Source organism: Delftia sp. 11MD (assembly GCF_050907895.1).
In the GTDB taxonomy this organism is placed as follows: domain Bacteria; phylum Pseudomonadota; class Gammaproteobacteria; order Burkholderiales; family Burkholderiaceae_C; genus Comamonas; species Comamonas tsuruhatensis.
This window is the reverse complement of sequence record NZ_CP194333.1, coordinates 1,808,825-1,830,040: the sequence shown is the minus strand read 5'-3', so window position 1 is coordinate 1,830,040 and position 21,216 is coordinate 1,808,825. Positions and strand designations below refer to the sequence as shown.

Annotated in this window: 19 protein-coding genes; 7 read left to right on the top strand and 12 right to left on the bottom strand. The window is 67.9% G+C overall.

Annotated elements, in window-relative coordinates; translation table 11 throughout:
• Positions 1-23 precede the first annotated feature (23 nt).
• From ispG to surE, 11 genes are all read right to left on the bottom strand, one after another.
• Positions 24-1,307, bottom strand: a complete 1,284-nt coding sequence (ispG, locus tag ACRSCF_RS08220; RefSeq protein WP_034364209.1) for a flavodoxin-dependent (E)-4-hydroxy-3-methylbut-2-enyl-diphosphate synthase — start codon at positions 1,305-1,307, stop codon at positions 24-26.
• 2 nt (positions 1,308-1,309) lie between these two features.
• Positions 1,310-2,287: a RodZ domain-containing protein gene (locus tag ACRSCF_RS08215; protein WP_017404145.1), complete on the bottom strand. Its 978-nt coding sequence runs from the start codon at positions 2,285-2,287 to the stop codon at positions 1,310-1,312.
• Positions 2,280-3,140, bottom strand: coding sequence for a type IV pilus biogenesis/stability protein PilW (gene pilW / locus ACRSCF_RS08210; protein ID WP_174538864.1), 861 nt, complete (start codon positions 3,138-3,140; stop codon positions 2,280-2,282). The genes ACRSCF_RS08215 and pilW overlap by 8 nt, the downstream gene beginning before the upstream one ends.
• A 28-nt stretch (positions 3,141-3,168) precedes the next feature.
• On the bottom strand, positions 3,169-4,293 hold the full coding sequence (rlmN, locus tag ACRSCF_RS08205) for a 23S rRNA (adenine(2503)-C(2))-methyltransferase RlmN (protein ID WP_017404144.1): 1,125 nt from the start codon (positions 4,291-4,293) through the stop codon (positions 3,169-3,171).
• A gap of 92 nt (positions 4,294-4,385) precedes the next feature.
• Positions 4,386-4,811, bottom strand: a complete 426-nt coding sequence (ndk, locus tag ACRSCF_RS08200) for a nucleoside-diphosphate kinase (protein WP_016447563.1) — start codon at positions 4,809-4,811, stop codon at positions 4,386-4,388.
• Between the two features lie 124 nt (positions 4,812-4,935).
• The gene (locus ACRSCF_RS08195) at positions 4,936-6,333 is read right to left on the bottom strand and encodes a pseudouridine synthase (protein ID WP_017404143.1); all 1,398 of its coding nucleotides are present in this window, start codon (positions 6,331-6,333) and stop codon (positions 4,936-4,938) included.
• Positions 6,330-7,247: an SMC-Scp complex subunit ScpB gene (gene scpB, locus ACRSCF_RS08190; RefSeq protein WP_034364154.1), complete on the bottom strand. Its 918-nt coding sequence runs from the start codon at positions 7,245-7,247 to the stop codon at positions 6,330-6,332. The genes ACRSCF_RS08195 and scpB overlap by 4 nt, the downstream gene beginning before the upstream one ends.
• A 110-nt stretch (positions 7,248-7,357) precedes the next feature.
• Complete coding sequence (locus ACRSCF_RS08185) at positions 7,358-8,440, bottom strand: RluA family pseudouridine synthase (protein ID WP_034364156.1); 1,083 nt, start codon at positions 8,438-8,440, stop codon at positions 7,358-7,360.
• Positions 8,440-9,345 (bottom strand): peptidoglycan DD-metalloendopeptidase family protein, encoded by a 906-nt coding sequence (locus ACRSCF_RS08180; RefSeq protein WP_034364158.1) that lies wholly within the window; start codon positions 9,343-9,345, stop codon positions 8,440-8,442. Before ACRSCF_RS08180 ends, ACRSCF_RS08185 begins: the two co-directional genes overlap by 1 nt.
• A gap of 13 nt (positions 9,346-9,358) precedes the next feature.
• Positions 9,359-10,147 carry a protein-L-isoaspartate(D-aspartate) O-methyltransferase gene (locus tag ACRSCF_RS08175; RefSeq protein ID WP_016447568.1) on the bottom strand — a complete coding sequence of 263 codons (789 nt, stop codon included), beginning with the start codon at positions 10,145-10,147 and terminating at the stop codon, positions 9,359-9,361.
• Positions 10,144-10,947 (bottom strand): 5'/3'-nucleotidase SurE, encoded by an 804-nt coding sequence (surE, locus tag ACRSCF_RS08170; protein ID WP_016447569.1) that lies wholly within the window; start codon positions 10,945-10,947, stop codon positions 10,144-10,146. The genes ACRSCF_RS08175 and surE overlap by 4 nt, the downstream gene beginning before the upstream one ends.
• A 117-nt stretch (positions 10,948-11,064) precedes the next feature.
• Here surE and ACRSCF_RS08165 point away from each other — a divergent pair, with 117 nt between their 5' ends.
• From ACRSCF_RS08165 to ACRSCF_RS08145, 5 genes are all read left to right on the top strand, one after another.
• Positions 11,065-12,045, top strand: coding sequence for an NADPH:quinone oxidoreductase family protein (locus ACRSCF_RS08165; RefSeq protein ID WP_074920967.1), 981 nt, complete (start codon positions 11,065-11,067; stop codon positions 12,043-12,045).
• A 58-nt stretch (positions 12,046-12,103) separates the two neighbouring features.
• Positions 12,104-13,702 (top strand): GGDEF domain-containing protein, encoded by a 1,599-nt coding sequence (locus tag ACRSCF_RS08160; RefSeq protein ID WP_244387917.1) that lies wholly within the window; start codon positions 12,104-12,106, stop codon positions 13,700-13,702.
• 60 nt (positions 13,703-13,762) lie between these two features.
• Complete coding sequence (locus tag ACRSCF_RS08155; protein ID WP_017404138.1) at positions 13,763-15,397, top strand: alkaline phosphatase D family protein; 1,635 nt, start codon at positions 13,763-13,765, stop codon at positions 15,395-15,397.
• 137 nt (positions 15,398-15,534) lie between these two features.
• Positions 15,535-16,764 carry a sodium/glutamate symporter gene (gltS, locus tag ACRSCF_RS08150; protein WP_016447573.1) on the top strand — a complete coding sequence of 410 codons (1,230 nt, stop codon included), beginning with the start codon at positions 15,535-15,537 and terminating at the stop codon, positions 16,762-16,764.
• A 23-nt stretch (positions 16,765-16,787) separates the two neighbouring features.
• Positions 16,788-18,401: a phospholipase D family protein gene (locus ACRSCF_RS08145; protein WP_244387916.1), complete on the top strand. Its 1,614-nt coding sequence runs from the start codon at positions 16,788-16,790 to the stop codon at positions 18,399-18,401.
• A 16-nt stretch (positions 18,402-18,417) separates the two neighbouring features.
• On the opposite strand, the gene ACRSCF_RS08140 is transcribed toward ACRSCF_RS08145, so the two are convergent.
• Positions 18,418-19,740, bottom strand: a complete 1,323-nt coding sequence (locus ACRSCF_RS08140; RefSeq protein ID WP_013801159.1) for an NAD(P)/FAD-dependent oxidoreductase — start codon at positions 19,738-19,740, stop codon at positions 18,418-18,420.
• 397 nt (positions 19,741-20,137) lie between these two features.
• Between ACRSCF_RS08140 and ACRSCF_RS08135 the strand changes: the two genes are divergently transcribed.
• Together ACRSCF_RS08135 and map are read left to right on the top strand one after the other, a co-directional pair.
• Positions 20,138-20,413, top strand: coding sequence for a ParD-like family protein (locus tag ACRSCF_RS08135; RefSeq protein WP_012206835.1), 276 nt, complete (start codon positions 20,138-20,140; stop codon positions 20,411-20,413).
• Complete coding sequence (gene map / locus ACRSCF_RS08130) at positions 20,410-21,216, top strand: type I methionyl aminopeptidase (RefSeq protein WP_034396318.1); 807 nt, start codon at positions 20,410-20,412, stop codon at positions 21,214-21,216. Before ACRSCF_RS08135 ends, map begins: the two co-directional genes overlap by 4 nt.

Genomic DNA, 21,216 nt, shown 5'->3' with positions numbered 1-21,216 from the left:
ACTGCAATGCCTGGCGCAGCCGCTCAGGCGGGTGCGGCAGCGGTGGCGCCATAGGTGCGCGCCACATAGTCTTCGACCAGGGTCTGGAATTCCTCGGCAATGCGCTCGCCGCGCAGCGTCAACGCCTTCTCGCCGTCAATGTAGACGGGGGCAGCGGGCGCCTCGCCCGTCCCGGGCAGGCTGATGCCGATGTTGGCGTGCTTGCTCTCGCCAGGGCCGTTGACGATGCAGCCCATCACGGCCACCTTCATGGCCTCGACGCCGGGGTACTTCATGCGCCACAGCGGCATCTGGCCGCGCAGGTAGTCGTCGATGCGCTTGGCCAGCTCCTGGAAGGTGGTGCTGGTGGTGCGGCCGCAGCCAGGGCAGGCCGTGACGCTGGGCACGAAAACGCGCAGGCCCAGGGCCTGCAGGATTTCGGAGGCAACCACCACTTCCTGCGTGCGCGCCTCACCGGGCTGGGGCGTGAGCGAGACGCGGATGGTGTCGCCAATGCCTTCCTGCAGCAGCACGGACAGCGCGGCAGCCGAGGCCACCGTGCCCTTGGTGCCCATGCCGGCCTCGGTCAGGCCCAGGTGCAGCGCATAGTCGCAGCGCTGCGCAAGGGCCCGGTAGACCGAGATCAGGTCCTGCACGCCGCTGACCTTGCACGACAGGATGATGTTGTCGCCGTTCAGCCCCATGGACTCGGCCAGGCGCGCGGAATCGACAGCCGAGGAGATCAGCGCCTCGAACATGACCTGGCGCGTATCCCAGGGCTGGGCGCGGCGCGAGTTCTCGTCCATCAGGCGCGCCATCAGCTCCTGGTCCAGCGAACCCCAGTTGACACCGATGCGCACGGCCTTGTCGTAGCGGGCTGCCGCCTCGATCATCTGGCCGAACTGCTTGTCCTTTTTCTCGCCCTTGCCGACGTTGCCGGGGTTGATGCGGTACTTGGACAGCGCCTCGGCGCAGGCCGGGTATTCGGTGAGCAGGCGGTGGCCGTTGTAGTGGAAGTCGCCCACCAGCGGCACGTACTCGCCCATGCGGTCGAGCTGCTCGCGGATGTAGGGCACGGCAGCGGCTGCCTCGGGCGTGTTGACGGTGATGCGCACCATCTCCGAGCCGGCCTGGGCCAGCTGGCGCACCTGTATGGCCGTCTCGACCGCGTCCACCGTATCGGTGTTGGTCATGGACTGCACGCGCACAGGCGCATCGCCGCCCACGGTGACGACATTGTTGCGCCAGACCACGCGGGCCTGGCGGGACTTGCGCGGCAGCGGCGAGGCAATCGCTATCGGCTGCTGCGTGGATAGGAAATCTTGCACGGTCACTTCACCTCAAAGCGGGCCACGTTGTCACGGGTGGTCTTGGCCACTTCCAGCAGTTCACCACGGACGCGCACTTCGGTGCCGCTGGCATTGCCGACGATGACAGACAGCGGCAGCGCACCTTCGGCGCCAACCGACTCACCTGCCGCCAGCGTCTTTTGCAGCACCACGCGGCCATTGGCATCCTTGACCTGCACCCACGATTGTGCGCTGGCCTTCATGACCAGCACGCCACCAGGCGTTTGCGCGGCCTGGGTTGCAGGAGTCGCCGCTGCGGCATCGGCGGGCACATCGCCAGGCACGCCGGCTGCGGGAGCCGCTGCTGCAGGCGCCTGGACGGCTGGCGTGGTTGCAGGCGCTGCAGGTGCAGGTGCTGCAGGCGCCGCCCCTTCGGAGGCTGGCGCCGTCACTGCGGGCGCCACAGGCTCCTGGGCAGCCACGGGCTCGGACACGGTTGCGGCCGGCGACACCAGGGCAGCGGCGTCGGAAGAGCCGGCCTGCGGCTCCTCGGCATCGCCTTCGTGCTTGGGCAGGAAGTACACGGCGGCGGCGGCCGCCAGCAGCAGCAGCACGATGATGGCGACCTTGCGCGAACCGTTTTCGCGGCCCAGCGGTGTTCCGGTGGCCTTGAAGGAGCGCTCCTTGAACGTGGCATTGATGCTGCCGCGATCATCGGCCAGGCTCTTGAGCTGGGTGCGCGGCAGCAGGGCCAGCACCGAGGCCGAGTCCACGCGCAGCGTGCGGCAGACGCTTTGTGCCAGGGCCCGCATGAAGACATGGTCCTGGAAGGCGGCATAGTCATCCGCCTCCAGGGCCTCCAGCTTGGGGGCCGGCACCTTGAGCGCCGCCGCCAGTCCGGCCAGCGACAGGCCTGCCGCCTCGCGCGCCTGGCGCAGCAGCGTGCCCGCCGTCATGGAAGTTTTGGCGTTCTCGCCTTGCGTACCTGCTTCGTCATGCACCGCCAACACCTCACTCATTGAATGCTCCACGCTCGTAGGCCAGCCATTGGCGGGACTCCGGGAAGCGCTGGTGCAGCTGGTCGGCCAGCTGCCGCATCGCTGCAGATTGCTGCAGCGCCCTCTCTATCTTGATGCCCAGCCACAGGCTTTCCGCGTTGGACTGGGGGCTGCTGTTGAGGCGGCGGATGTAGAACTGCGCCCTCTTGGCGTCGCCCCCCTGCAGCATCACATTGCTCAGGTGGTAGGCTATCACCGGGTTTGCGGCGTCGAGTTCATAGCCCTTGAGCAGCGCCTGCTGGGCCTCGACCAGCAGACCGGCCTGCTGCAGGCACAACCCCTTGGCCATCCATGTCTTGGGACGCTCCAGGTAGCCGGGCTGGGCCAGTGCCTTGTCCAGCCATTCCTGGGCCTGCACATACTGCTTGCGCTGGCACAGCAGCCACCCGTAGTTGTGCTGCAGGTCACCGTCCTGGGGGCGCAGCGACATGGCCTTGCGCAGGCTGGCATCGGCCTGGTCCCAGTCCTGGTTGCGCATGTAGATCAGGGCCAGCAGTCCATAGCCATCGGCGGAACCGGGGTCGGAGGCCAGCGCCTGGTTTACCTCTTCCAGGGCCACATCGATACGGCCGGCCTGGAAGTAGGAAGCCGCCAGCTCCAGGCGAATGGCCGCGCGGCGACGGGGATCGACCTCGGCGGCCGAGGCCATCGAGGCATTGGAGACGGACGAAGCATTGCCGGAGCCTGAATTCGCCGAAGGCACCAAAGGTTGCTTGCCGGCGCAACCGGCCAAGGCAAGGACCAGCACCGGCACTGCCCAGCGCATGCATCCACCGATACCCCCCGATCGCAGCCGCCGAGCCACTGACTTCATGAACTGTCCCTTTGTTCCGTAGGTCCTCTCAAGGCATCTGCTTGAGAACAATGGTGCGCTGCTTTGCCATGCGCTCGGCAGCGCGCGTGCGGTCCTTGACATCGCCAGCCAGCTGTCCGCAGGCTGCGTCGATGTCGTCGCCACGTGTCTTGCGCACCGTGGTCACAATGCCGGCATTGCTCAGCAGGCTGGCGAACTCCGTCACCCGCGCTGCAGGTGAACGCAGCAGGCCCGAGGCCGGGAAGGGGTTGAACGGAATCAGGTTGAACTTGCACCAGCTGCGGCCGTCGCCACGTGCGCGGACCAACTCTATCAGTTGGCGCGCATGCTCGGGCTGATCATTGACGCCATCGAGCATGCAATATTCGAACGTGATGAAATCGCGCGGCGCGAACTCCAGGTAACGCTCGCAGGCATCGAGCAGCTCGTGGATGGGGTACTTGCGGTTCAGCGGCACCAGCGGGTCGCGCAGCTCGTCGTTGGGCGCATGCAGCGACACGGCCATGGCCACGGCGCAGTCCTGCGACAGCCTGTCGATCATCGGGACCACGCCCGAGGTGGACACGGTCACGCGGCGGCGCGAGAGGCCGTAGCCATGGTCATCCAGCATCACGCGCAGCGCCGGCACCAGGGCCGTGTAGTTCTGCAGCGGCTCGCCCATGCCCATCATCACCACGTTGGAGATGACGCGCTCGCCACCCGTGCCCAGGCGCTTGCGCAGCGCATGCTCGGCATACCAGAGCTGGGCCAGGATCTCGCCCGTGCTGAGGTTGCGGCTGAAGCCCTGGTGACCCGTGGAGCAGAAGCGGCAGCCCACGGCACAGCCGGCCTGGGACGACACGCACAGCGTGCCCCGGTCATCTTCGGGAATGAAAACGGATTCGACGGCATTGCCGCCCCCCACGTCGAACAGCCACTTGACCGTTCCATCGGCAGACACATGCTCGGTCAGAACCGGCAGGGCCGTGATGTGGGCACGCGCCTTGAGCTTTTCGCGCAGGGACTTGGCCAGATCGCTCATCTGGTCGAAATCGCTGGCGCCTCGCTGGTGGATCCAGCGGAACAGCTGCGTTGCGCGGAAACGCTTCTCGCCGAGCTGTTCGCAATAAGCGGCCAGTCCGTCGAGATCAAAATCTAGCAAATTGGTATTCATGTCGGCAGGCCGGTGCCACGCCGCTCTCGGCTCTTCCGCGGCAGGCATGGCCTGCACCGGACAGACCATGACGGCCGCGGAAGACGCGGGGATCAGCGCGAGTAGACGTTCATGCCGGGGAAGAAGAATGCCACTTCCACGGCTGCAGTTTCAGCGGCGTCAGAGCCGTGCACGGCGTTGGCGTCGATGCTGTCGGCGAAGTCGGCGCGGATCGTGCCCTTCTCAGCCTTCTTGGGGTCGGTGGCGCCCATCAGTTCACGGTTCTTCAGGATGGCGTTCTCGCCTTCCAGGGCCTGGATCATCACGGGGCCGGAGATCATGAAGTCCACCAGGTCCTTGAAGAAGGGACGCTCCTTGTGGACGCCGTAGAACTGCTCGGCTTCGCCGCGCGACAGGTGCACCATCTTGGCGGCGATGACCTTCAGGCCGGCGGCCTCGAAGCGAGCGTAGATCTGGCCGATCACGTTCTTGGCAACGGCGTCGGGCTTGATGATGGAAAGAGTGCGTTCGATGGCCATTTGAATGGTTCCTAATCAGGGTTACTATGGATTTTTGTCAATTGGACAAAACCGTTGATTCTAGCTGTGCCATCAAAGTCCTTGATGACATGGTGCTGCCAAAGGGGAGGCTGACCGCCGTATTTCAGCGGCGCCCTCCCGGCTTGCGCTTGGCGTTCTGGCGTGCACGCGACAGGCTGTCGGAGCCGATGTAGCCCACCGATGTACGCATCGGATCGGGCTGCTGGCTGCCACCTGTCTTGCCCCGCCCGCCTGCACCGCCCTGCCCTCTGCCCTGGCCGCCGTCCGCCTTGCCACCCTTGGCAGCGGGCTTGGCACGCGGGCCGTCCAGCATGGCATTGGGTGCCGGGCGATTGCCGTCGAAATAGCGGCCGCCGCCTTCGCGGCGAACGGTGTTGCGGTCGGCCGGGCCACCACGGCGGCCTCCGGCCGCGGGCTTGGGTGCAGCAGGCGCACGCGCCTGCATGCCTGCCGCGGAGGCCAGGGACTGGATGTCGGCCTGGTCCAGCTCCACCCAGGCGCCGCGCTTGAGGCCGCGCGGAAGCACCATGGCGCCATAGCGGATGCGGATCAGCCGGCTCACGGCATGGCCCACCGCCTCGAACATGCGGCGCACTTCGCGGTTGCGGCCTTCGGAAATGGTCACGCGGTACCAGCAGTTGGCGCCTTCGCCGCCGCCATCCTCGATGGAGCCGAAGGCGGCCACGCCGTCTTCCAGCTGCACGCCATCGGTCAGGCGCTGCTTTTCTTCCTTGCTGAGCGCGCCCAGCACGCGGGCCGCGTACTCGCGCTCCAGACCGAAGCGCGGGTGCATCAGGGAGTTGGCCAGCTCGCCCGAGCTGGTGAACAGCAGCAGGCCTTCGGTGTTCAGGTCCAGGCGGCCAACGGACTGCCATTTGCCATGCTGCAGGCGCGGCAGCTTGCGGAACACCGTGGGGCGGTTCTGGGGATCGTCGTGCGTGACGACTTCGCCCACGGGCTTGTGATAGGCGATGACACGCGCCGGCGGCGGATCGATGCGAAAGCGGATGGGCTGGCCATTGACCTTGATCTGGTCGCCGAACTGGATGCGCTGGCCCACGTGGGCAGGCTCGTTGTTGACCGAGATGCGGCCTTCAAGAATGAGCTGCTCCATTTCAAGGCGCGATCCCAGCCCGGCCTGGGCCAGCACCTTGTGCAGCTTGGGCGAATCGACCTGGGGCAGCAGCACGCGCTTGGCAGGCGCGGCATCGTCGCGCTCTTCGGCGGCGTCGAGCTCGCCCGAGATGACGTCCGCAAAACCGTAGCCTTCGGCAGACCCTGAGTCGCTTGACTCTGATGCATCAGCCGTCACCAGCTCCTGCACGGTGTCTTCGGCAGGCACCGCCTCGGCGGCCGGGCGCGGCTTGCGCGCAGGCCTGGCGCCAGGCCGGGACTCGGCCTTGGGAGCGCGCGAGCGCGCGGGGCGGGCCTTGCGCTGTGCGCCAGCCTCGTCGGACGCCGGCTGGGCGTCCTGGTCCTTGGAGATATCACTACCCGTCATGGCTTTCCTTCTTCGGCCTGCAGTGCAGCGCCGTCCGTATCCGTTGTGTCTGTCGTATCCGCGGTGTCCGCTTTTTCCGCTGTGTCTGCGGTCTGCGCAGCTTCTGCGGCACTCGCGGCATCTGTCCCATCCGGTGTCTCAGCCTCGCCCGAGGGCGCCTCTGGCAAGAGAGCGGCAAGGGCGTCGTCCTCACCGTCCTCGACCAGATCCGGCAGCTCCGTCTCATCGGCCTGCAACGGCACCTGATCCAGCAATTCCTCGCCCACGTCCTGCTCGCCGATGACCGGTGGCACTTCGTCGGGACCCCAGCCTTCGGTCGGCGGGGCGTCACCGGCTGGCGCACTCTCTTGCACATCAGGCTCGCCCGACTCCTCCAGCGCCTTGAACAGGCTTTGCTGGGATTCGGGCTCCTCAAGCATGGGCAACTGGTCCAGCGACTGCAGGCCCAGGTCGTCCAGAAACTGGCGCGTGGTGGCAAACAAAGAGGGTCGGCCCACGGTTTCCCGGTGGCCAATCACCTCGATCCAGCCCCGGTCTTCCAGTTGCTTGATCAGCAGGCTGTTGACCGTCACACCACGTATGTCCTCGATATCACCGCGCGTCACCGGCTGACGGTAGGCGATGATGGCCAGCGTCTCCAGGGTCGCACGGGTGTAGCGTGGCGGCTTTTCAGGATGCAGCCGGTCCAGGTACACCCGCATCTCGGGCCGGCTCTGGAAGCGCCACCCGGACGCCACCTGTACCAGCTCCACGCCCTTCTGCGCCCAGTCCTTCTGCAGGTCCAGCAGCAGGTCCTTCAGCGTGTCGGAGCCCAGCACGTCATCGAACAGCGAGCGCAGCTCACGCAGCGTGACAGGCTGCGGCGCGCAGATCAATGCAGTTTCCAGGACCCGCTTGGCATCTACCGTATTCATGGCTCAGCGTCTCGGGAACAAAGGCGCGCGTGCCACCAGGGGTGGCAGCCAGGGTGCGCCGAATCAAAGAAGAGGAAGCAAGCGCTCCACAGATGCCATGCGAGAGATGGTCAGAGGCTTTCGGCGGGATTGTAGCTCAGCCCCCAATTTTCCAGCGCCTGCGCCATGTCGGCGGGCAGCGGCGCATGCAGCACCAGGGCCTGGCCCGTCATGGGATGGGTGAAGGCCAGCCGGAAGGCGTGCAGGGCCTGGCGCGTCATGCCGCCAGCGTCCTTGCCGCCGTAGACGGCATCGGCCACCAGCGGATGACCCAGAGAGGCCATGTGCACGCGGATCTGGTGGGTGCGGCCCGTATGCAGCGTGCAGCGCACCAGGCTGACTTCTTCGTTGCCGGCCAGCAGGTCGATGTCGGTGCGCGCGGTCTTGCCCGCATGCTGGGCCAGGTCGACCACGGCCATGCGCAGGCGGTTGCGCGGATCGCGGCCGATGGGCGCATCGACCTCGCGGTGCTTGCGCGGGCCCCAGGCCTTGTGGGCCAGCGCCAGGTACTGCCGGCTGACATCGCGTGCGGCGATCATGGCCACCAGCGCATCCATGGCGGCGCGGCTGCGCGCCACGACCATGAGGCCGCTGGTGTCCTTGTCCAGGCGGTGGACGATGCCGGCGCGCGGCACCTCGCGCGCCTTGGGGTCGCGCCCCAGCAGGCCGTTGAGCAGGGTTCCCGTCCAGTTGCCGGGCGCCGGGTGCACGACCAGGCCAGCCGGCTTGTTGACGACCAGCAGGTGCTCGTCCTCATGCACCACGTCCAGCGCCATGTCCTCGGGCTGGAAGGCCATGCTCTGCTGCGTGGGCCGCATCTCCAGCACCATGCGGTCGCCGGCCGCGACCTTGGCGGAAGGCTTGCCCAGCACACGCCCGTTGAGGGTGACCGCGCCCTGCGCAAGCAGCTGCTGCAGATAGCTGCGCGAGAACTCGGCCACGCATTCGGCCAGCACCTTGTCGGCGCGCAGGCCGTGCTGGGCGGGCGGCACGGTGATTTCGCGCAGCTCGGCGGCGGCGGCCTCGACCTCGCCACCTTCGGCGTCGGCCTCGTCCTGGTCCTCGACCGATTCCGGCCGCGGTTCGCCGGGCGCAGAAGAAACAAGCCCCTGCGGGGCAGGGGCTTGTCCGGTTTGCCTGGTGCTGCGGCTCATCAGCGCGAAGGCAGGTAGCGCGAAGGATCGACAGGCTTGCCCTGGCGACGCACCTCGAAGTGCAGCTTCACGCGGTCGGCGTCGGTGCTGCCCATCTCGGCAATCTTCTGGCCCTTGCGCACGGTCTGGTCCTCCTTGACCAACAGCGTCTGGTTGTGCGCGTAGGCCGTGAGGTAGGTGTTGTTGTGCTTGAGGATGATCAGGTTGCCATAGCCACGCAGGCCGGCGCCGGCATAGACCACGCGGCCATCGGCAGCGGCCATCACGGGGTCGCCGGCCTTGCCTGCGATGTCATAGCCCTTGTTGCGCGCCTCGTCGAAGCCGGCAATCAGGCTGCCCGAGGCAGGCCAGATGAAGTCCACATCGTCGGCGCCCTTGCCGGCTGCGGGTGCAGGAGCCGGCGCCGGGGTCGGCGCGGGTGCAGGCGTTGCGGTGGAGCTGCCAGACGATGCCGAGGATGCCACGGGCGGCAGCGGCGTTGCCACCACCGGCGAGCCGCTGGGCGTGGAAGAGGAGGACGACGACGAAGAACGTGTGCTGCCGCTGTCCGAACTTGCCATGGACGAGCTGGTCGGCGGCACGACGCGAACCACCTGACCGACTTCGATCAGGTTGGGGTTCTCCAGATTGTTCCAGCGCGCGATGTCCTTCCAGCTCTGGCCGGTCTCCAGGCCGATGCGGATCAGCGTGTCACCAGGCTTGATGGTGTAGTAGCCGGGCTTGCCGGCGTTCTCGACGCCGGGCAGCGGCTTGACGGCCGCCGATGGCGAGGAAGAGGTGGAAGTGGAGGTGGATGTTCCGCGGTCCTCCACGGGAGCCCTGTTCACTTGGGATGTGCAGCCTGCCAGAACCATGCCGGCCAGCACCACCGTTCCCCAAGCCCCAAGACTTCGCGATACCAACATAAGTTATTCCCTTCTAGGCGATGCCCGATTTTAGGGGGACAAAGTTCACGGCCTCCAAAATCGATTGCGTAAACCCGTGTGAACTCTTGTCAATCACCAGCAGTGCCTGCTTACCCCCCGTAACCACCATGGGCGCGACAAGCCGCCCGCCCACGGCCAGCTGGTCGCACCAGGCCGAGGGCATGCTCTCGCCGCCGGCGGCCGAGATGATGCCCGCGTACGGAGCGCCGCTGCCATAGCCTTCCATGCCGTCTCCAAAGATCAGATGGACATTGGTCAGGCGCCAGGGCCGCAGGTTGCTGCGCGCTTTCTCGTGCAGGCCGCGCAGGCGCTCGATCGAATAGACCTCGCGTGCCACGCGCGCCAGCACGGCCGCCTGGTAGCCGCAGCCGGTGCCGATCTCCAGCACGCGGCCCAGGCCCGACTTCGCGGCCTCCGAACCCAGCAGCAGCTCGGTCATGCGGGCAACCACGCTGGGCTTGGAGATCGTCTGGCCCAGACCGATGGGCAGGCTGGTGTCCTCATAGGCCTGGTTGACCAGGGCGCTGTCCACGAAGCGGTGGCGCTCCACCGCTCCCATGGCAGCGAGTACGGCCGGCGACTGGATGCCGGTGGCGGCCAGCCGTTGAACCATGCGCGCGCGCACGGCGGCCGAATCCATGCCGATGCCCGAGGGCTGTTGCGGGGCACGGGCGGCGGCGGTGGCCAGCGCGGAGCGCGCGGGCACCGCGCGCGAGGCCGGCGCAGGGTTCTGCACCGAGCGCGCCACCCACGAGGGAACTCCGGGACGGCGCTCGCTCACGGTTGCACCGCCCCGCCCTGGGCAGGCAGCACGGCCTGACTGGCCGATGCCAGCCTGGCCGCCGTCTGCGCCCAGTAGCCCAGGTTGTCATGGTCGGTCAGGTCCACCTTCAGCGGCGTGACAGACATGTGGCCGTGGGACGTGGCGTGGAAGTCCGTGCCCTCCGAGTCATCCATGGCCGCGCCTGCGCTGCCTATCCAATACATCATTTCGCCGCGCGGGCTCTCCTGGGTGATGACGCGCTCGGCCGCATGGCGGCGGCCCAGCCGGCACAGCTTGAGCGGCTTGAGCGCGGACAGCGGCATGTTGGGAATGTTCACGTTGAGCAGCCAGGGCGACAGGCCGATCAGTTCCTGCGACTGCATGTCCATGACCAGCTGGCGCGCGGCGGCGGCGGCAGCCTCGATCTCGGACCAGCCCTTGTCCACCTGGGAGAAGGCAATGGCGGGAATGCCGAAAAGAAAGCCCTCCATGGCCGCGCCGACGGTGCCCGAGTAGATGGTGTCGTCGCCCATGTTGGCGCCGTTGTTGATGCCGGAGACCACCAGGTCGGGCCGGTAGCCCAGCAGGCCGGTCAGGGCGATGTGCACGCAGTCTGCCGGCGTGCCGTTGACATAGCGGAAACCGTTGTGGGCCTGGTGCACGTACAGCGGTGCATTCAGCGTCAGGGCGTTGGACTTGGCACTGTTGTTGTGCTCCGGCGCCACCACCTCGACGTCTGCCACCGTGCGCAGCGCCTCGTACAAGGCCTGGATGCCGGGCGCCTGGTAGCCGTCGTCGTTACAAATGAGAATCTTCATGGATACAGCAGGGATTGCGGGCGATTGTAGGCGGGCGTCTCGTCGCCCGAGGGACAGGAGGCATTCCCGCCACACTCCTATCATCGGCCAGGCATTCAATCACAGGAGACAACCACCATGCACGCTTGGCTTTGCACAACGCCCACGGGCGTCGATCAACTGCAGTGGACGCAGCTGCCCACACCCGCGCCGGGCCCTGGACAGGTACTGCTCGAAGTGAAGGCGGCCAGCCTGAACTTCCCCGATCTGCTGATCGTGCAGAACAAGTACCAGATGAAGCCTGAGCTGCCGTTCGTGCCGGGTTCGGAATACGCGGGCGTGGTCCAGGCCGTGGGCGAAGGCGTGAGCCACCTGGCCGTGGGCCAGCGCGTGGCCTGCCTGTCGGGCACCGGGGGCTTTGGCACCCATACGCTGGCACCGGCCGCGCTGTGCATGCCGCTGCCCGATGGATTCAGCTTCGTCGATGCAGCGGCCTTCATCATGACCTATGCCACCTCGCACCATGCGCTGATCGACCGTGGCCAGCTGCGCGAGGGCGAGACCGTGCTGGTGCTGGGCGCGGCAGGCGGCGTGGGCACGGCCGCCATCCAGATCGCCAAGGCGGCAGGCGCACGCGTGATCGCGGCAGCCTCCACCGACGAAAAGTGCGCGCTGTGCAAGGCCCAGGGCGCCGATGCCACCATCAACTACAGCCAGGGCGACCTGCGCGCGGCCATCAAGGAGGCCACCGACGGCAAGGGCCCCGACGTGGTCTACGACCCCGTGGGCGGCGACTTCGCCGAGCCCGCCTTCCGCTCCATCGCCTGGCGCGGCCGCTATCTGATCGTGGGCTTTGCCGCAGGCCCCATCCCGGCCCTGCCGCTGAACCTGCCGCTGCTCAAGGGCGCATCGCTGGTGGGCGTCTTCTGGGGCGAGTTCTCCCGGCGCGAGCCCAAGGCCAACGCGGCCATGATGCAGGAGCTGGCCCAGTGGTACGGCCAGGGAAAGATCAAGCCCGTGATCGACCGCACCATGCCCATGGCTGAGCTGCACGCGGCCTATGCACGCATGGGATCGCGCCAGGTCCAGGGCAAGCTGGTCATGGTCAACGAGCAGTGAACCGGGCGCCGGCCATGCCACACTGGAGGGCATTGCATTCTGAAACAACTGCCCACCCATGGCCGAGCGCTCCGCTTCCGAACTGGCACGCGAAACCCTGCGGCAACTGGCGCTGAACCGCCTGCCGCCCACCCCGGAAAACTACACCCGCCTCTATGAGCAGGCAGCCGGCGAGCCCGGCCCCGCCAGCTTTCCCCAGGGGCCGCTGCGCCACGTCCATGCGCTTTTGCCTGCGCAGACGCCCGGACAGAAGCGCCTGCGCGACCAGTTGGGCGCCGCCATAGAACGCAGCGACTGGCAGGGCCTGCAGCAGGTCATCACCGCCTATGCCAACGCGGCCCTGCAGCCGCCAACCCATGAGGCCAGGCCCGTGGAATTGCCCGTGCCGCCGCCCCTGCAGGCTTTGCCCGAGGATCTGACGCAGCAGCTGGCGCGGCGCTTCGAGGCCTTCTTTGCGCTGCTGAACACCCAGGAAGCCAAGACCCGGCAACTGCATCAGCAGCTCATGGAACAGCTGCAGGCACCGCCCGTGGACGCCAAGGCCCTGGCGCGGCGCCTGCATGACCAGCACTACCAGCTGTCGTTCTCCATTGCCGACCAGCTCCAGGTCCTGCAGCTGGTGCAGGAGCTGCTGCAGACCCTGATCCAGCATCTGGCCCAGGACCCCACGCACGGCAGCTGGCTGGTGCCGCAGCTCACGGCCATCGAGCAGGCCATCACGCCGCCGCTGTCACCCGCGCCCCTGGTGGATGCGCGGCGCGAGCTGCAGACCGTGATCCACCGGCGCATGCAGCTGCAGGACGGCATGGCCGCCGCGCAGCAGGCGCTCAAGGACATGCTGGGCGGCTTCGTCCAGCATCTGGCAAAGATCACGAGCAGCAACGAAACACTGGGCTCCCGCATGGAGGAAGCCGCGCGCCAGCTGGACGGCATCCAGCGCCTGGAGGATGCCGCCCCGCTGCTGCAACAGGTGCTGGAGGCCACCCGCACCATGGCCGCCGGCAGCCGCGTGGCCCAGGAAGAGCTGCAATCGCTGCGCAGCCATGTCGATGCCTGCGAGGCGCGCATAGAGGCCCTGCAGCAGGAACTGGACGAGGCCGCGCGCCGTGCACGCCACGATCCGCTGACCGGCCAGCTCAACCGCCTGGGTGTGAGCGAGGCGCTGGACCGCGAGGTGGCGCGCGCCCAGCGCCATGGCCAGCCGCTGAGCGTTGCCCTGCTCGACATGGACGGCATGCAGGCCCTCAATGCCGAGCTGGGGCATGCCATGGGCGATGCCGCCCTCATCCATGTGGCCCAGCTGGCACGCCAGGGACTGCGTCCCGAGGACGTGGTGGGCCGATACGAGGGCCAGGCCTTCGTGCTGCTGCTGCCCCAAACACCGGAGACTGCGGGCGCCCAGGCGCTGCAGCGCCTGCTGCAGCTGCTGGAGCAGACGCCTTTGCCAGCCTCTTCGCAGACGCCAGGCCAGCCGGCCCCCCGGCCATTGAGCTTCAGTGCGGGCGTGGCCCAGCTGCAAAGCCACGAAAACGGCATGGACGTACTGCGCCGCGCGGATACCGCCATGCTGCAGGCCAAGGAGCGCGGCAAGCACAGCATTGCCACGGCATCAGGCGCACAATGGCAGCCAGTTGGAAATGCAGGCGCCGGCCTTTGATCCACCGAGGCCACGCTCCGTATCTCCCCGCTTTCTTGCGCCACCTGCCCCCGAACCGCCATGCCCCTGCCCTTCAGCGCCCCCGTCCCTGCACCGCGGCGCCAGTTTCTGGTCGCAGCGGGCCTGGCCACGGCGCTGGGCCAGCTGCCCGCATGGGCTCGCCTGGGCGAGCGGCCTGCGCACAACCCCTTCACGCTGGGCGTGGCCAGCGGCGACCCCGAACCCGACAACGTGCTGCTGTGGACGCGGCTGACGCCGCCGCTTGCACAGCTGGGCGAGACCGACACCACAGCCATGCCTGCGCTCAAGATCCGCTGGGAGCTGGCGCACGACCCGCTGTTCCGCCAGATCGTGCGCAGCGGCGAGGCCATGGCCCAGCCCGAATGGGGCCACGGCGTGCATGTGCAGGTGGGAGGGCTGGCGCCTGACCGCTGGTACCACTACCGCTTCATGCTGGGCCAGGCCGTGAGCAGCACGGGCCGCTGCCGCACGGCGCCCGCGCCCGGCAGCCTGCCCCAGCGGCTGCGCCTGGCCTATGCCTCCTGCCAGCGCTGGGAGCACGGCTACTACGCGGCCTGGCGCCAGGTGGTGCAGGACGCGCCGGACCTGGTGCTCTTCCTGGGCGACTACATCTACGAGTACGCCACGCCCGCCATGACGCTGGGCCTGGCCCGCACCCACAACCTGCGGGCCGCGCAAAGCCTGCAGGACTACCGGGACCGCTACGCCCTGCACAAGAGCGACCCGCTGCTGCAGGCAGCGCACGCCATGTGCAACTGGTCCGTGGGCTGGGACGACCATGAGGTGGAGAACAACTACGCCGGCGACCAGGGCCAGGGCGATGCCGGGCGCTTCCTGGCCCGGCGCATGGCTGCCTGGCAGGCCTTCTACGAGAACATGCCGCTGCGCGCCAGCGCACTGACCGGCGCGGGCGCCCAGCATGGCGGCGGCGGGCTGCAGCTGTACCGCAGCCTGCAGTGGGGCCGGCTGGCCCGGCTGCATTTTCTGGACGGCCGCCAGTACCGCAGCGCCCAGGCCTGCCGCGCCGAGGGAGCGGCAGACAAGGGCAGCGTGCGCCCTGCGCAATGCGCAGCCCTGTCGGATACGGCGCGCAGCTTCCTGGGCTGGACGCAGGAGCAGTGGCTGTACCGCCAGCTGGCCGAAGATGCCCGCCAGCATGCAAGCGAGGGGCCGCGCTGGAGCATCCTGGCCCAGCCCACCCTGGTGTCCACGCACCGGCCGCCCTCGGGATCGCAGGCCACGGACAGCTGGGACGGCTACCCTGCCGCGCGCCAGCGCCTGGTGCGCCACCTCACGCCGGGCGCCCAGCCCACGCCGCGCAACAGCGTGCTGCTGGGCGGCGACCTGCACCAGAACTATGTCTGCGCCGTGCACGCAGACCCCGAGGCCGCGCCCGAGCGGCGCAATCCCGTCGTGGCCAGCGAGTTCTGCAGCACCTCCATCACCTCGCGCAGCGGCACCACCCAGGCCAAGGTCGATGCCATCGTCGACCACAACCCTCAGGTGCTGTACGCACGCTGCGAGGAACGCGGCTACGGGCTGGCCGACATCACACCCGAGCGCTGGACCAGCGAGCTGCGCGCCGTGGCCAACCCGATGCGAGCCGACAGCCGCATCTACACGCTGGCCCGCTTCACCGTCGAGGACAGGCGGCCCGGCCCCGTAGCCAGCTGACAGGGCACTGACGCAGGGCACGACCAAAGGGCACTTTCAGCAGGCCTGGCAATCAGTGGCTATCCTGACATCGCCCCCCGGCATGCCGCCTATCGTATGGTGCGCTGCCTTGCCCCGCCCACCGGAAAACGGAAGCCATGCACCTGACTTTCAGCGCCTACTACACCCTGATCTTCGCCGCCCTCGTCCTTTTGCTGGGCAAATGGCTGGTACGGCATCTGCGCCTGCTGCGCGAATTCAACATCCCCGAGCCCGTGGCCGGCGGCCTGGTCGTGGCCGTCGCCCTGTTCGTGCTCAACCAGACCCTGGGCTGCACCTTCAGCTTCAGCAGCGAGCTGCAGATGGCCTTCATGCTGGTGTTTTTCTCGTCCATCGGGCTGAGCGCCAATTTCGCCAAGCTGCGCGAAGGCGGCCGTTCGCTGCTGCTGTTCCTGGCCGTGGTCGCCGTCTTCATCAGCCTGCAGGATCTGGTCGGCGTGAGCCTGGCCAAGATGCTCGGGCTCGATCCGCTGTTCGGGCTGATCGCAGGCTCCGTCACCCTGACGGGCGGCCATGGCACGGCAGGTGCCTGGGGCCAGGTTTTCGAGCGCGAATACGGCATCCAGGGCGCGGTCACCCTGGGCATTGCCTGTGCCACCTTCGGACTGGTGATCGGCGGCCTGATCGGCGGCCCGCTGGCCAAGGCCCTGATCACGCGCCGCAGGCTTGCCGTGCATGACCCCGCAGCCGCCCCCGAAAAACAGCCCCCGCTGGGCGAAAGCGCAAGCCACGGCGGCTTCGAGAACCCCGAGCAGACGCGCCTGATCACCACCAGCGCGGCCATAGAAACACTGGCCCTGTTCGCGGGCTGCCTGGGCTTTGCCGAGTTCATGACGCAGTTCACCGCCGGCACCCTGTTCTCCCTGCCCACCTTCGTCTGGGCGCTGGCCGGTGGCGTCCTGATCCGCAACACGCTGGACTATGTCTTTCACTTCCAGGTATTCGACCGGGCCATCGACGTCTTCGGCAATGCCTCGCTGTCCATCTACCTGGCCATGGCCCTGCTGTCGCTCAAGCTGTGGGAGCTGGCAGGGCTGGCGGCACCGCTGATGGTGATACTGGCGGCCCAGACGCTGGTCATGGGCCTGTATGCCGCGCTGGTGACCTTCCGCATCATGGGCAGCAACTACGATGCAGCCGTGCTGGCCGCCGGCCACTGCGGTTTCGGCATGGGTGCCACGCCCACGGCCGTGGCCAATATGCAGGCCATCACCAACCAGTACGGCCCATCGCACAAGGCCTTTCTCATCGTCCCTATGGTGGGCGCCTTCTTCGTCGACATCGTCAATGCCACCGTGATCCAGCTGTTCATACGCTGGCTGCACTGACCACCACGAACACCGAACGCACCATGCCCCTGCTGCGCCGTGCCCTTGCCGCCACCCAGGCGCTCGTCCTGACCCTGCTGCTGGCAGGCTGCAGCCTGCCGCCCCTGGCCGGCCGCAGCGAATCCGCGGCACTGCCGCCCGAGGCCGCCCAGGCCACGCTGCTGGGCCAGGCGCTGGCACCGCTGCTGGACCAGCATCCGGGGCTCACCGCAATCCACGCGCTGTCCGACGCAAGCAATGCCTACGCCGCGCGCGCCCTGCTGGCCCGCGTGGCACAGCGCACGCTGGATGTGCAGTACTACATCTGGCGCGGCGACACCACGGGCCATCTGCTGCTCGACGAACTGCGCCGCGCCGCCGACCGGGGCGTGCGCGTTCGCCTGCTGCTGGACGACGGCGGCACGGCAGGACTGGACACCCAGCTCGGCGCCCTGGACCAGCATCCGCAGATCGAGGTGCGGCTGTTCAACCCCTTTGCGCAGCGCACGCCCAAGGCGCTGGGCTATGTCACGGATTTCTCGCGCACGCAGCGGCGCATGCACAACAAGAGCTTCACGGCCGACAGCCAGGCCAGCATCGTGGGTGGACGCAACATCGGCGACGAGTACTTCGCGGCCACCGACGGCGTGCTGTTCGCCGACCTGGACGTGGTGGCCATGGGGCCGGTGGTGGCCGACATTTCACATGCTTTCGACCAGTACTGGGCCAGCGCGTCGGCCTATCCCGCGGCCAGCCTGCTGCCGCCGCTGCCCGACTATGCGGTGGCGCGCGCCTACGAGGCCCTGGCCACCGAAGTGCAGCGCCCCGAAGCCCAGGCCTATGTGCGCGCCGTGGCGCAAAGCCCGTTCACGCGCGAGCTGCTGGCCGGCCGCCTGCCACTGCAATGGGCCCGCGCCACCCTGGTCAGCGACGACCCGGCCAAGGTGCTGGGCCAGGTGCCCAAGGAGGGCCTGCTGATCACCCAGCTGACCCCGGCCATCGGCCAGCCACAGCGCCAGCTGGACCTGGTCTCACCCTACTTCGTGCCCACCGAGGCCGGCGTGCGCGCCCTGGCCGGCCTGCGCCGCCAGGGCATTGCCGTGCGCGTGCTCACCAACAGCCTGGAGGCGACCGACGTGGCCGTGGTCCATGCCGGCTATGCCCGCTACCGGCGCCCGCTGATCGAGGAAGGCGTGCAGCTGTACGAGCTGCGCCGGCAGATCGGCAGGCAGGACGACGAACCCAGCCCAGGCCCGCGTTCGCCCGCAGCGGCATCGGCAGGGAAAGCGGGGGTGGGTTCCGGCAGCCGCCCCGGCAGCTCGGGCTCAAGCCTGCATGCGAAGACTTTTGCGGTCGATGGCGAGCGCATCTTCGTGGGCTCGTTCAACTTCGACCCGCGCTCGGCCCACCTCAACACCGAGATGGGCCTGCTGATCGACAGCCCCGAGATGGCTTCGCAGATGAGCCGCATGCTTGACCAGAGCCTGCCGTCCGCCGCCTACCACGTGCAGATCGATGCACAGGGCCGCCTGAGCTGGACCACGGAAAGCGGCACGCCGCCTGCGCCACTCACCACCACCACCGAGCCCGGCAGCAGTGCATTCAAGCGCCTGATGCTGCGCGTGCTGGGCTGGCTGCCCATCGAGGGGCTGCTTTGATGCCGGGCCCGGCCGCTCAGTCCAGCCGGATCGACGGGCGCAGGCGCGAATTCATCAGATCAATCAGCCACAGCAGCCCGCCGCGCCAAAAGCCGTAGATGCGGGCCTGGTGCGAGCGGTACAGCATGATGTGGCTCAGCATGGCCATGCGCCCGCGGATCACGCCGCCGTTGAACAGGCCGAATTTGCCCAGCGATCCATAGGCGTCGTAATGGGCCAGCGACACCAGGGCGCCAAAGTCGCGGTAGGCAAAGCCTTCGGGACGGAAACCCGGCTCCTTCAGCAGGCGCGGCAGCGTCTCCACCAGATAGCGGGCCTGCTGGTGCGCCACCTGGGCGGTGGGCGGCAGCGGCACGCTGGCCCCGGGCAGGGTAAAGCTGGCGCAGTCCCCCACGGCGTAGACATGGGGGTCGCTGGTCTGCAACTGGCCGTTGACCTTGAGCTGGTTGCCTTGCGTGGTCTCCAGTCCCAGCTGCGCCAGGAAGGCCGGGGCCTTCACGCCCGCTGCCCAGACACGCAGGCCTGCGGGGACGAACTCGCCGCTGGCCAGCACGAACCCCTCTTCGCTGGCCGACTGCACGCGGCCGTTGACGATCACCGAAACGCCCAGGGCCTGCAGGCGCAGGCGCGTGGCTTCGGAAATCTCTTCAGGAAAACCGGGCAGCAGGCGCGGCCCGGCCTCGATCAGCACGATGCCGAAGCGCGCGGCCTCGCCCAGCGCGCCATAGGCGCGGGCGCTCTCGGCCAGCTGCACCAGCTCGGCCGCCAGCTCCACGCCCGTGGCGCCGCCGCCCACGATGGCCACGCGCAGCTGCTCGCCGCTGGTCATGCAGCGCACCATGCGCAGGCGGATCTCGCTGTTGAAGGCATCGGCCTTGCGGCGCGAGTCGATCATGAAGCAGTGCTCGTCCACGCCCGGCGTGCCGAAATCATTGGCGCCGCTGCCCACGGCGATCACCAGCCTGTCGTAGGCAATGCGCCGGCCCGGCACGATCTCGCGGCCATCAGGCGCCTCGATGGGGGCCAGCAGCACCTCGCGGGCCTCGCGGTCCAGGCCGCACATTTCGCCGGGCTGGTAGGCAAAGCTGGCGTCGCTGGCCTGGGCCAGGTAGGTGGTCTGCTGCTGGGCCAGGTCGCGCGTGCCGGCGGCAATGGTGTGCAGCATGGGCTTCCAGACATGGGCCGAATCGCTGTCCACCAGGGTCACGGAGCCGATGGCGTCCGTGCGCCCCTTGCCCAGCGCCGTCGCAATCTCCAGCCCCGCCACGCCACCGCCCACGACGACGATGCGCGCCCCGCCCGATCCCGTTGCCGAACCCGCTTCTTGTTCCTTGCCCATTGCTGCTCCCTGCCGGAAGGCCCGGCCGGCCGCACCATGCGCCGGCTTGCAGGACATTCGCTTCCAGACAGTCTTGATTCTTGTCAGTTTGGGTAGCAGGCGACTTGCTAGGGGTAAGCCCCAGATCTGCAACAGATATCTGATAGAAGACCGCCGATCGCGCAAGGCCCAGTCTTGTGCAGGACCGCGCTGCAGGAAAAACATCATCCTTGCCGGATGGCCAGCCGGACCTGATCATTACGCTATCAACACAAGAGCATTCACACCGTACTTCGCGCAGTCTTGCCGACGACATGGCGGCCTGCATCTGAAGACCTGCACGAATGTCCCGCCGCAGAGCCCGCGATTTGCGATTGTCAATATACGAAACGTATATTCCCCGTATGATCGCCACCCCATGGGAATCGTCAAAATATCCGACCAATTGCACGACCAGATCCGCCTGTCCAGCGCGGCCCTGGGTCGATCCATCAACGCCCAGGCCGAGCATTGGCTGCGTGTCGGCCAGCTGGCCGAACACCATCCCCATCTCGACTACGCAGGCATCTGCGCCCTGCTGCTGCAAGAGGCCGCGGCCACGCTGAAGCTGGGCGAGCCCGAAGCGGCGCCGGCTCCCGCCGATACGGCAGCACGCCGCCCGCGCCCCGTGCGCCTTTCGGGAGGCCTGCAATGAGGGGCGCCAAGCTGCGCAGCGTTCCGCTGCACGATGCCCTCGATATCGGGCAATCACGCAAGGCCGGTGGCCTGGCCGCCCGCGTCCTGCAGATGCTGGTGCCCCACGTGCAGCCGGGCGTCAGCACCGAGCACCTGGACAAGCTCTGCCATGACTTCATCGTCGATGAACTGCGCTGCGTGCCCACCAACGTGGGCTACCACGGCTTTCCGAAGACGGTCTGCACCTCGCCCAACCACGTGGTCTGCCACGGCATCCCCGACGCCCGTCAGATCCTGCGCGAGGGCGACATCCTCAATGTCGATGTGGCCGTGACCACGCCCGAGGGCTGGATCGGCGACACCAGCCGCATGTACTACGTGGGCCAGCCCTCCAACCAGGCGCGCCGCCTGGTGGAGACCACCTACGAGGCCCTGCTGGCCGGTATCCGCGCCGTGCGCCCCGGCGCCACGCTGGGCGACATCGGCCATGCCATCCAGACCGTGGCCCAGCGCGAGCGCTTCAGCGTGGTGCGCGAGTACTGCGGCCACGGCATCGGCAAGGTCTACCACGACGACCCTCAGGTGCTGCATTACGGCCAGCCCGGCCAGGGCATGGTGCTGGAGGCCGGCATGATCTTCACCATCGAGCCCATGCTCAACGCCGGCAAGGCGGCCACGCGCGAACTGGCCGACGGCTGGACGGTGATCACCAACGACAAGTCGCTGTCCGCCCAGTGGGAGCACATGGTGGTGGTGACCGACACGGGTTTCGACGTGCTCACGCGCTGGCCCGAGGGCACGGGCAGCTACGCGGCCATCTGA

What these genes read in the sequence shown, in the direction of transcription:
- ACRSCF_RS08215 (WP_017404145.1), bottom strand. Translation starts at nt 2,287, where the DNA reads ATGAGTGAGGTGTTGGCGGTGCATGACGAAGCAGGTACGCAAGGCGAG.
- pilW (WP_174538864.1), bottom strand. Translation starts at nt 3,140, where the DNA reads ATGAAGTCAGTGGCTCGGCGGCTGCGATCGGGGGGTATCGGTGGATGC.
- rlmN (WP_017404144.1), bottom strand. Translation starts at nt 4,293, where the DNA reads ATGAATACCAATTTGCTAGATTTTGATCTCGACGGACTGGCCGCTTAT.
- ndk (WP_016447563.1), bottom strand. Translation starts at nt 4,811, where the DNA reads ATGGCCATCGAACGCACTCTTTCCATCATCAAGCCCGACGCCGTTGCC.
- ACRSCF_RS08195 (WP_017404143.1), bottom strand. Translation starts at nt 6,333, where the DNA reads ATGACGGGTAGTGATATCTCCAAGGACCAGGACGCCCAGCCGGCGTCC.
- scpB (WP_034364154.1), bottom strand. Translation starts at nt 7,247, where the DNA reads ATGAATACGGTAGATGCCAAGCGGGTCCTGGAAACTGCATTGATCTGC.
- ACRSCF_RS08185 (WP_034364156.1), bottom strand. Translation starts at nt 8,440, where the DNA reads ATGAGCCGCAGCACCAGGCAAACCGGACAAGCCCCTGCCCCGCAGGGG.
- ACRSCF_RS08180 (WP_034364158.1), bottom strand. Translation starts at nt 9,345, where the DNA reads ATGTTGGTATCGCGAAGTCTTGGGGCTTGGGGAACGGTGGTGCTGGCC.
- surE (WP_016447569.1), bottom strand. Translation starts at nt 10,947, where the DNA reads ATGAAGATTCTCATTTGTAACGACGACGGCTACCAGGCGCCCGGCATC.
- ACRSCF_RS08165 (WP_074920967.1), top strand. Translation starts at nt 11,065, where the DNA reads ATGCACGCTTGGCTTTGCACAACGCCCACGGGCGTCGATCAACTGCAG.
- ACRSCF_RS08160 (WP_244387917.1), top strand. Translation starts at nt 12,104, where the DNA reads ATGGCCGAGCGCTCCGCTTCCGAACTGGCACGCGAAACCCTGCGGCAA.
- ACRSCF_RS08155 (WP_017404138.1), top strand. Translation starts at nt 13,763, where the DNA reads ATGCCCCTGCCCTTCAGCGCCCCCGTCCCTGCACCGCGGCGCCAGTTT.
- gltS (WP_016447573.1), top strand. Translation starts at nt 15,535, where the DNA reads ATGCACCTGACTTTCAGCGCCTACTACACCCTGATCTTCGCCGCCCTC.
- ACRSCF_RS08145 (WP_244387916.1), top strand. Translation starts at nt 16,788, where the DNA reads ATGCCCCTGCTGCGCCGTGCCCTTGCCGCCACCCAGGCGCTCGTCCTG.
- ACRSCF_RS08140 (WP_013801159.1), bottom strand. Translation starts at nt 19,740, where the DNA reads ATGGGCAAGGAACAAGAAGCGGGTTCGGCAACGGGATCGGGCGGGGCG.
- ACRSCF_RS08135 (WP_012206835.1), top strand. Translation starts at nt 20,138, where the DNA reads ATGGGAATCGTCAAAATATCCGACCAATTGCACGACCAGATCCGCCTG.
- map (WP_034396318.1), top strand. Translation starts at nt 20,410, where the DNA reads ATGAGGGGCGCCAAGCTGCGCAGCGTTCCGCTGCACGATGCCCTCGAT.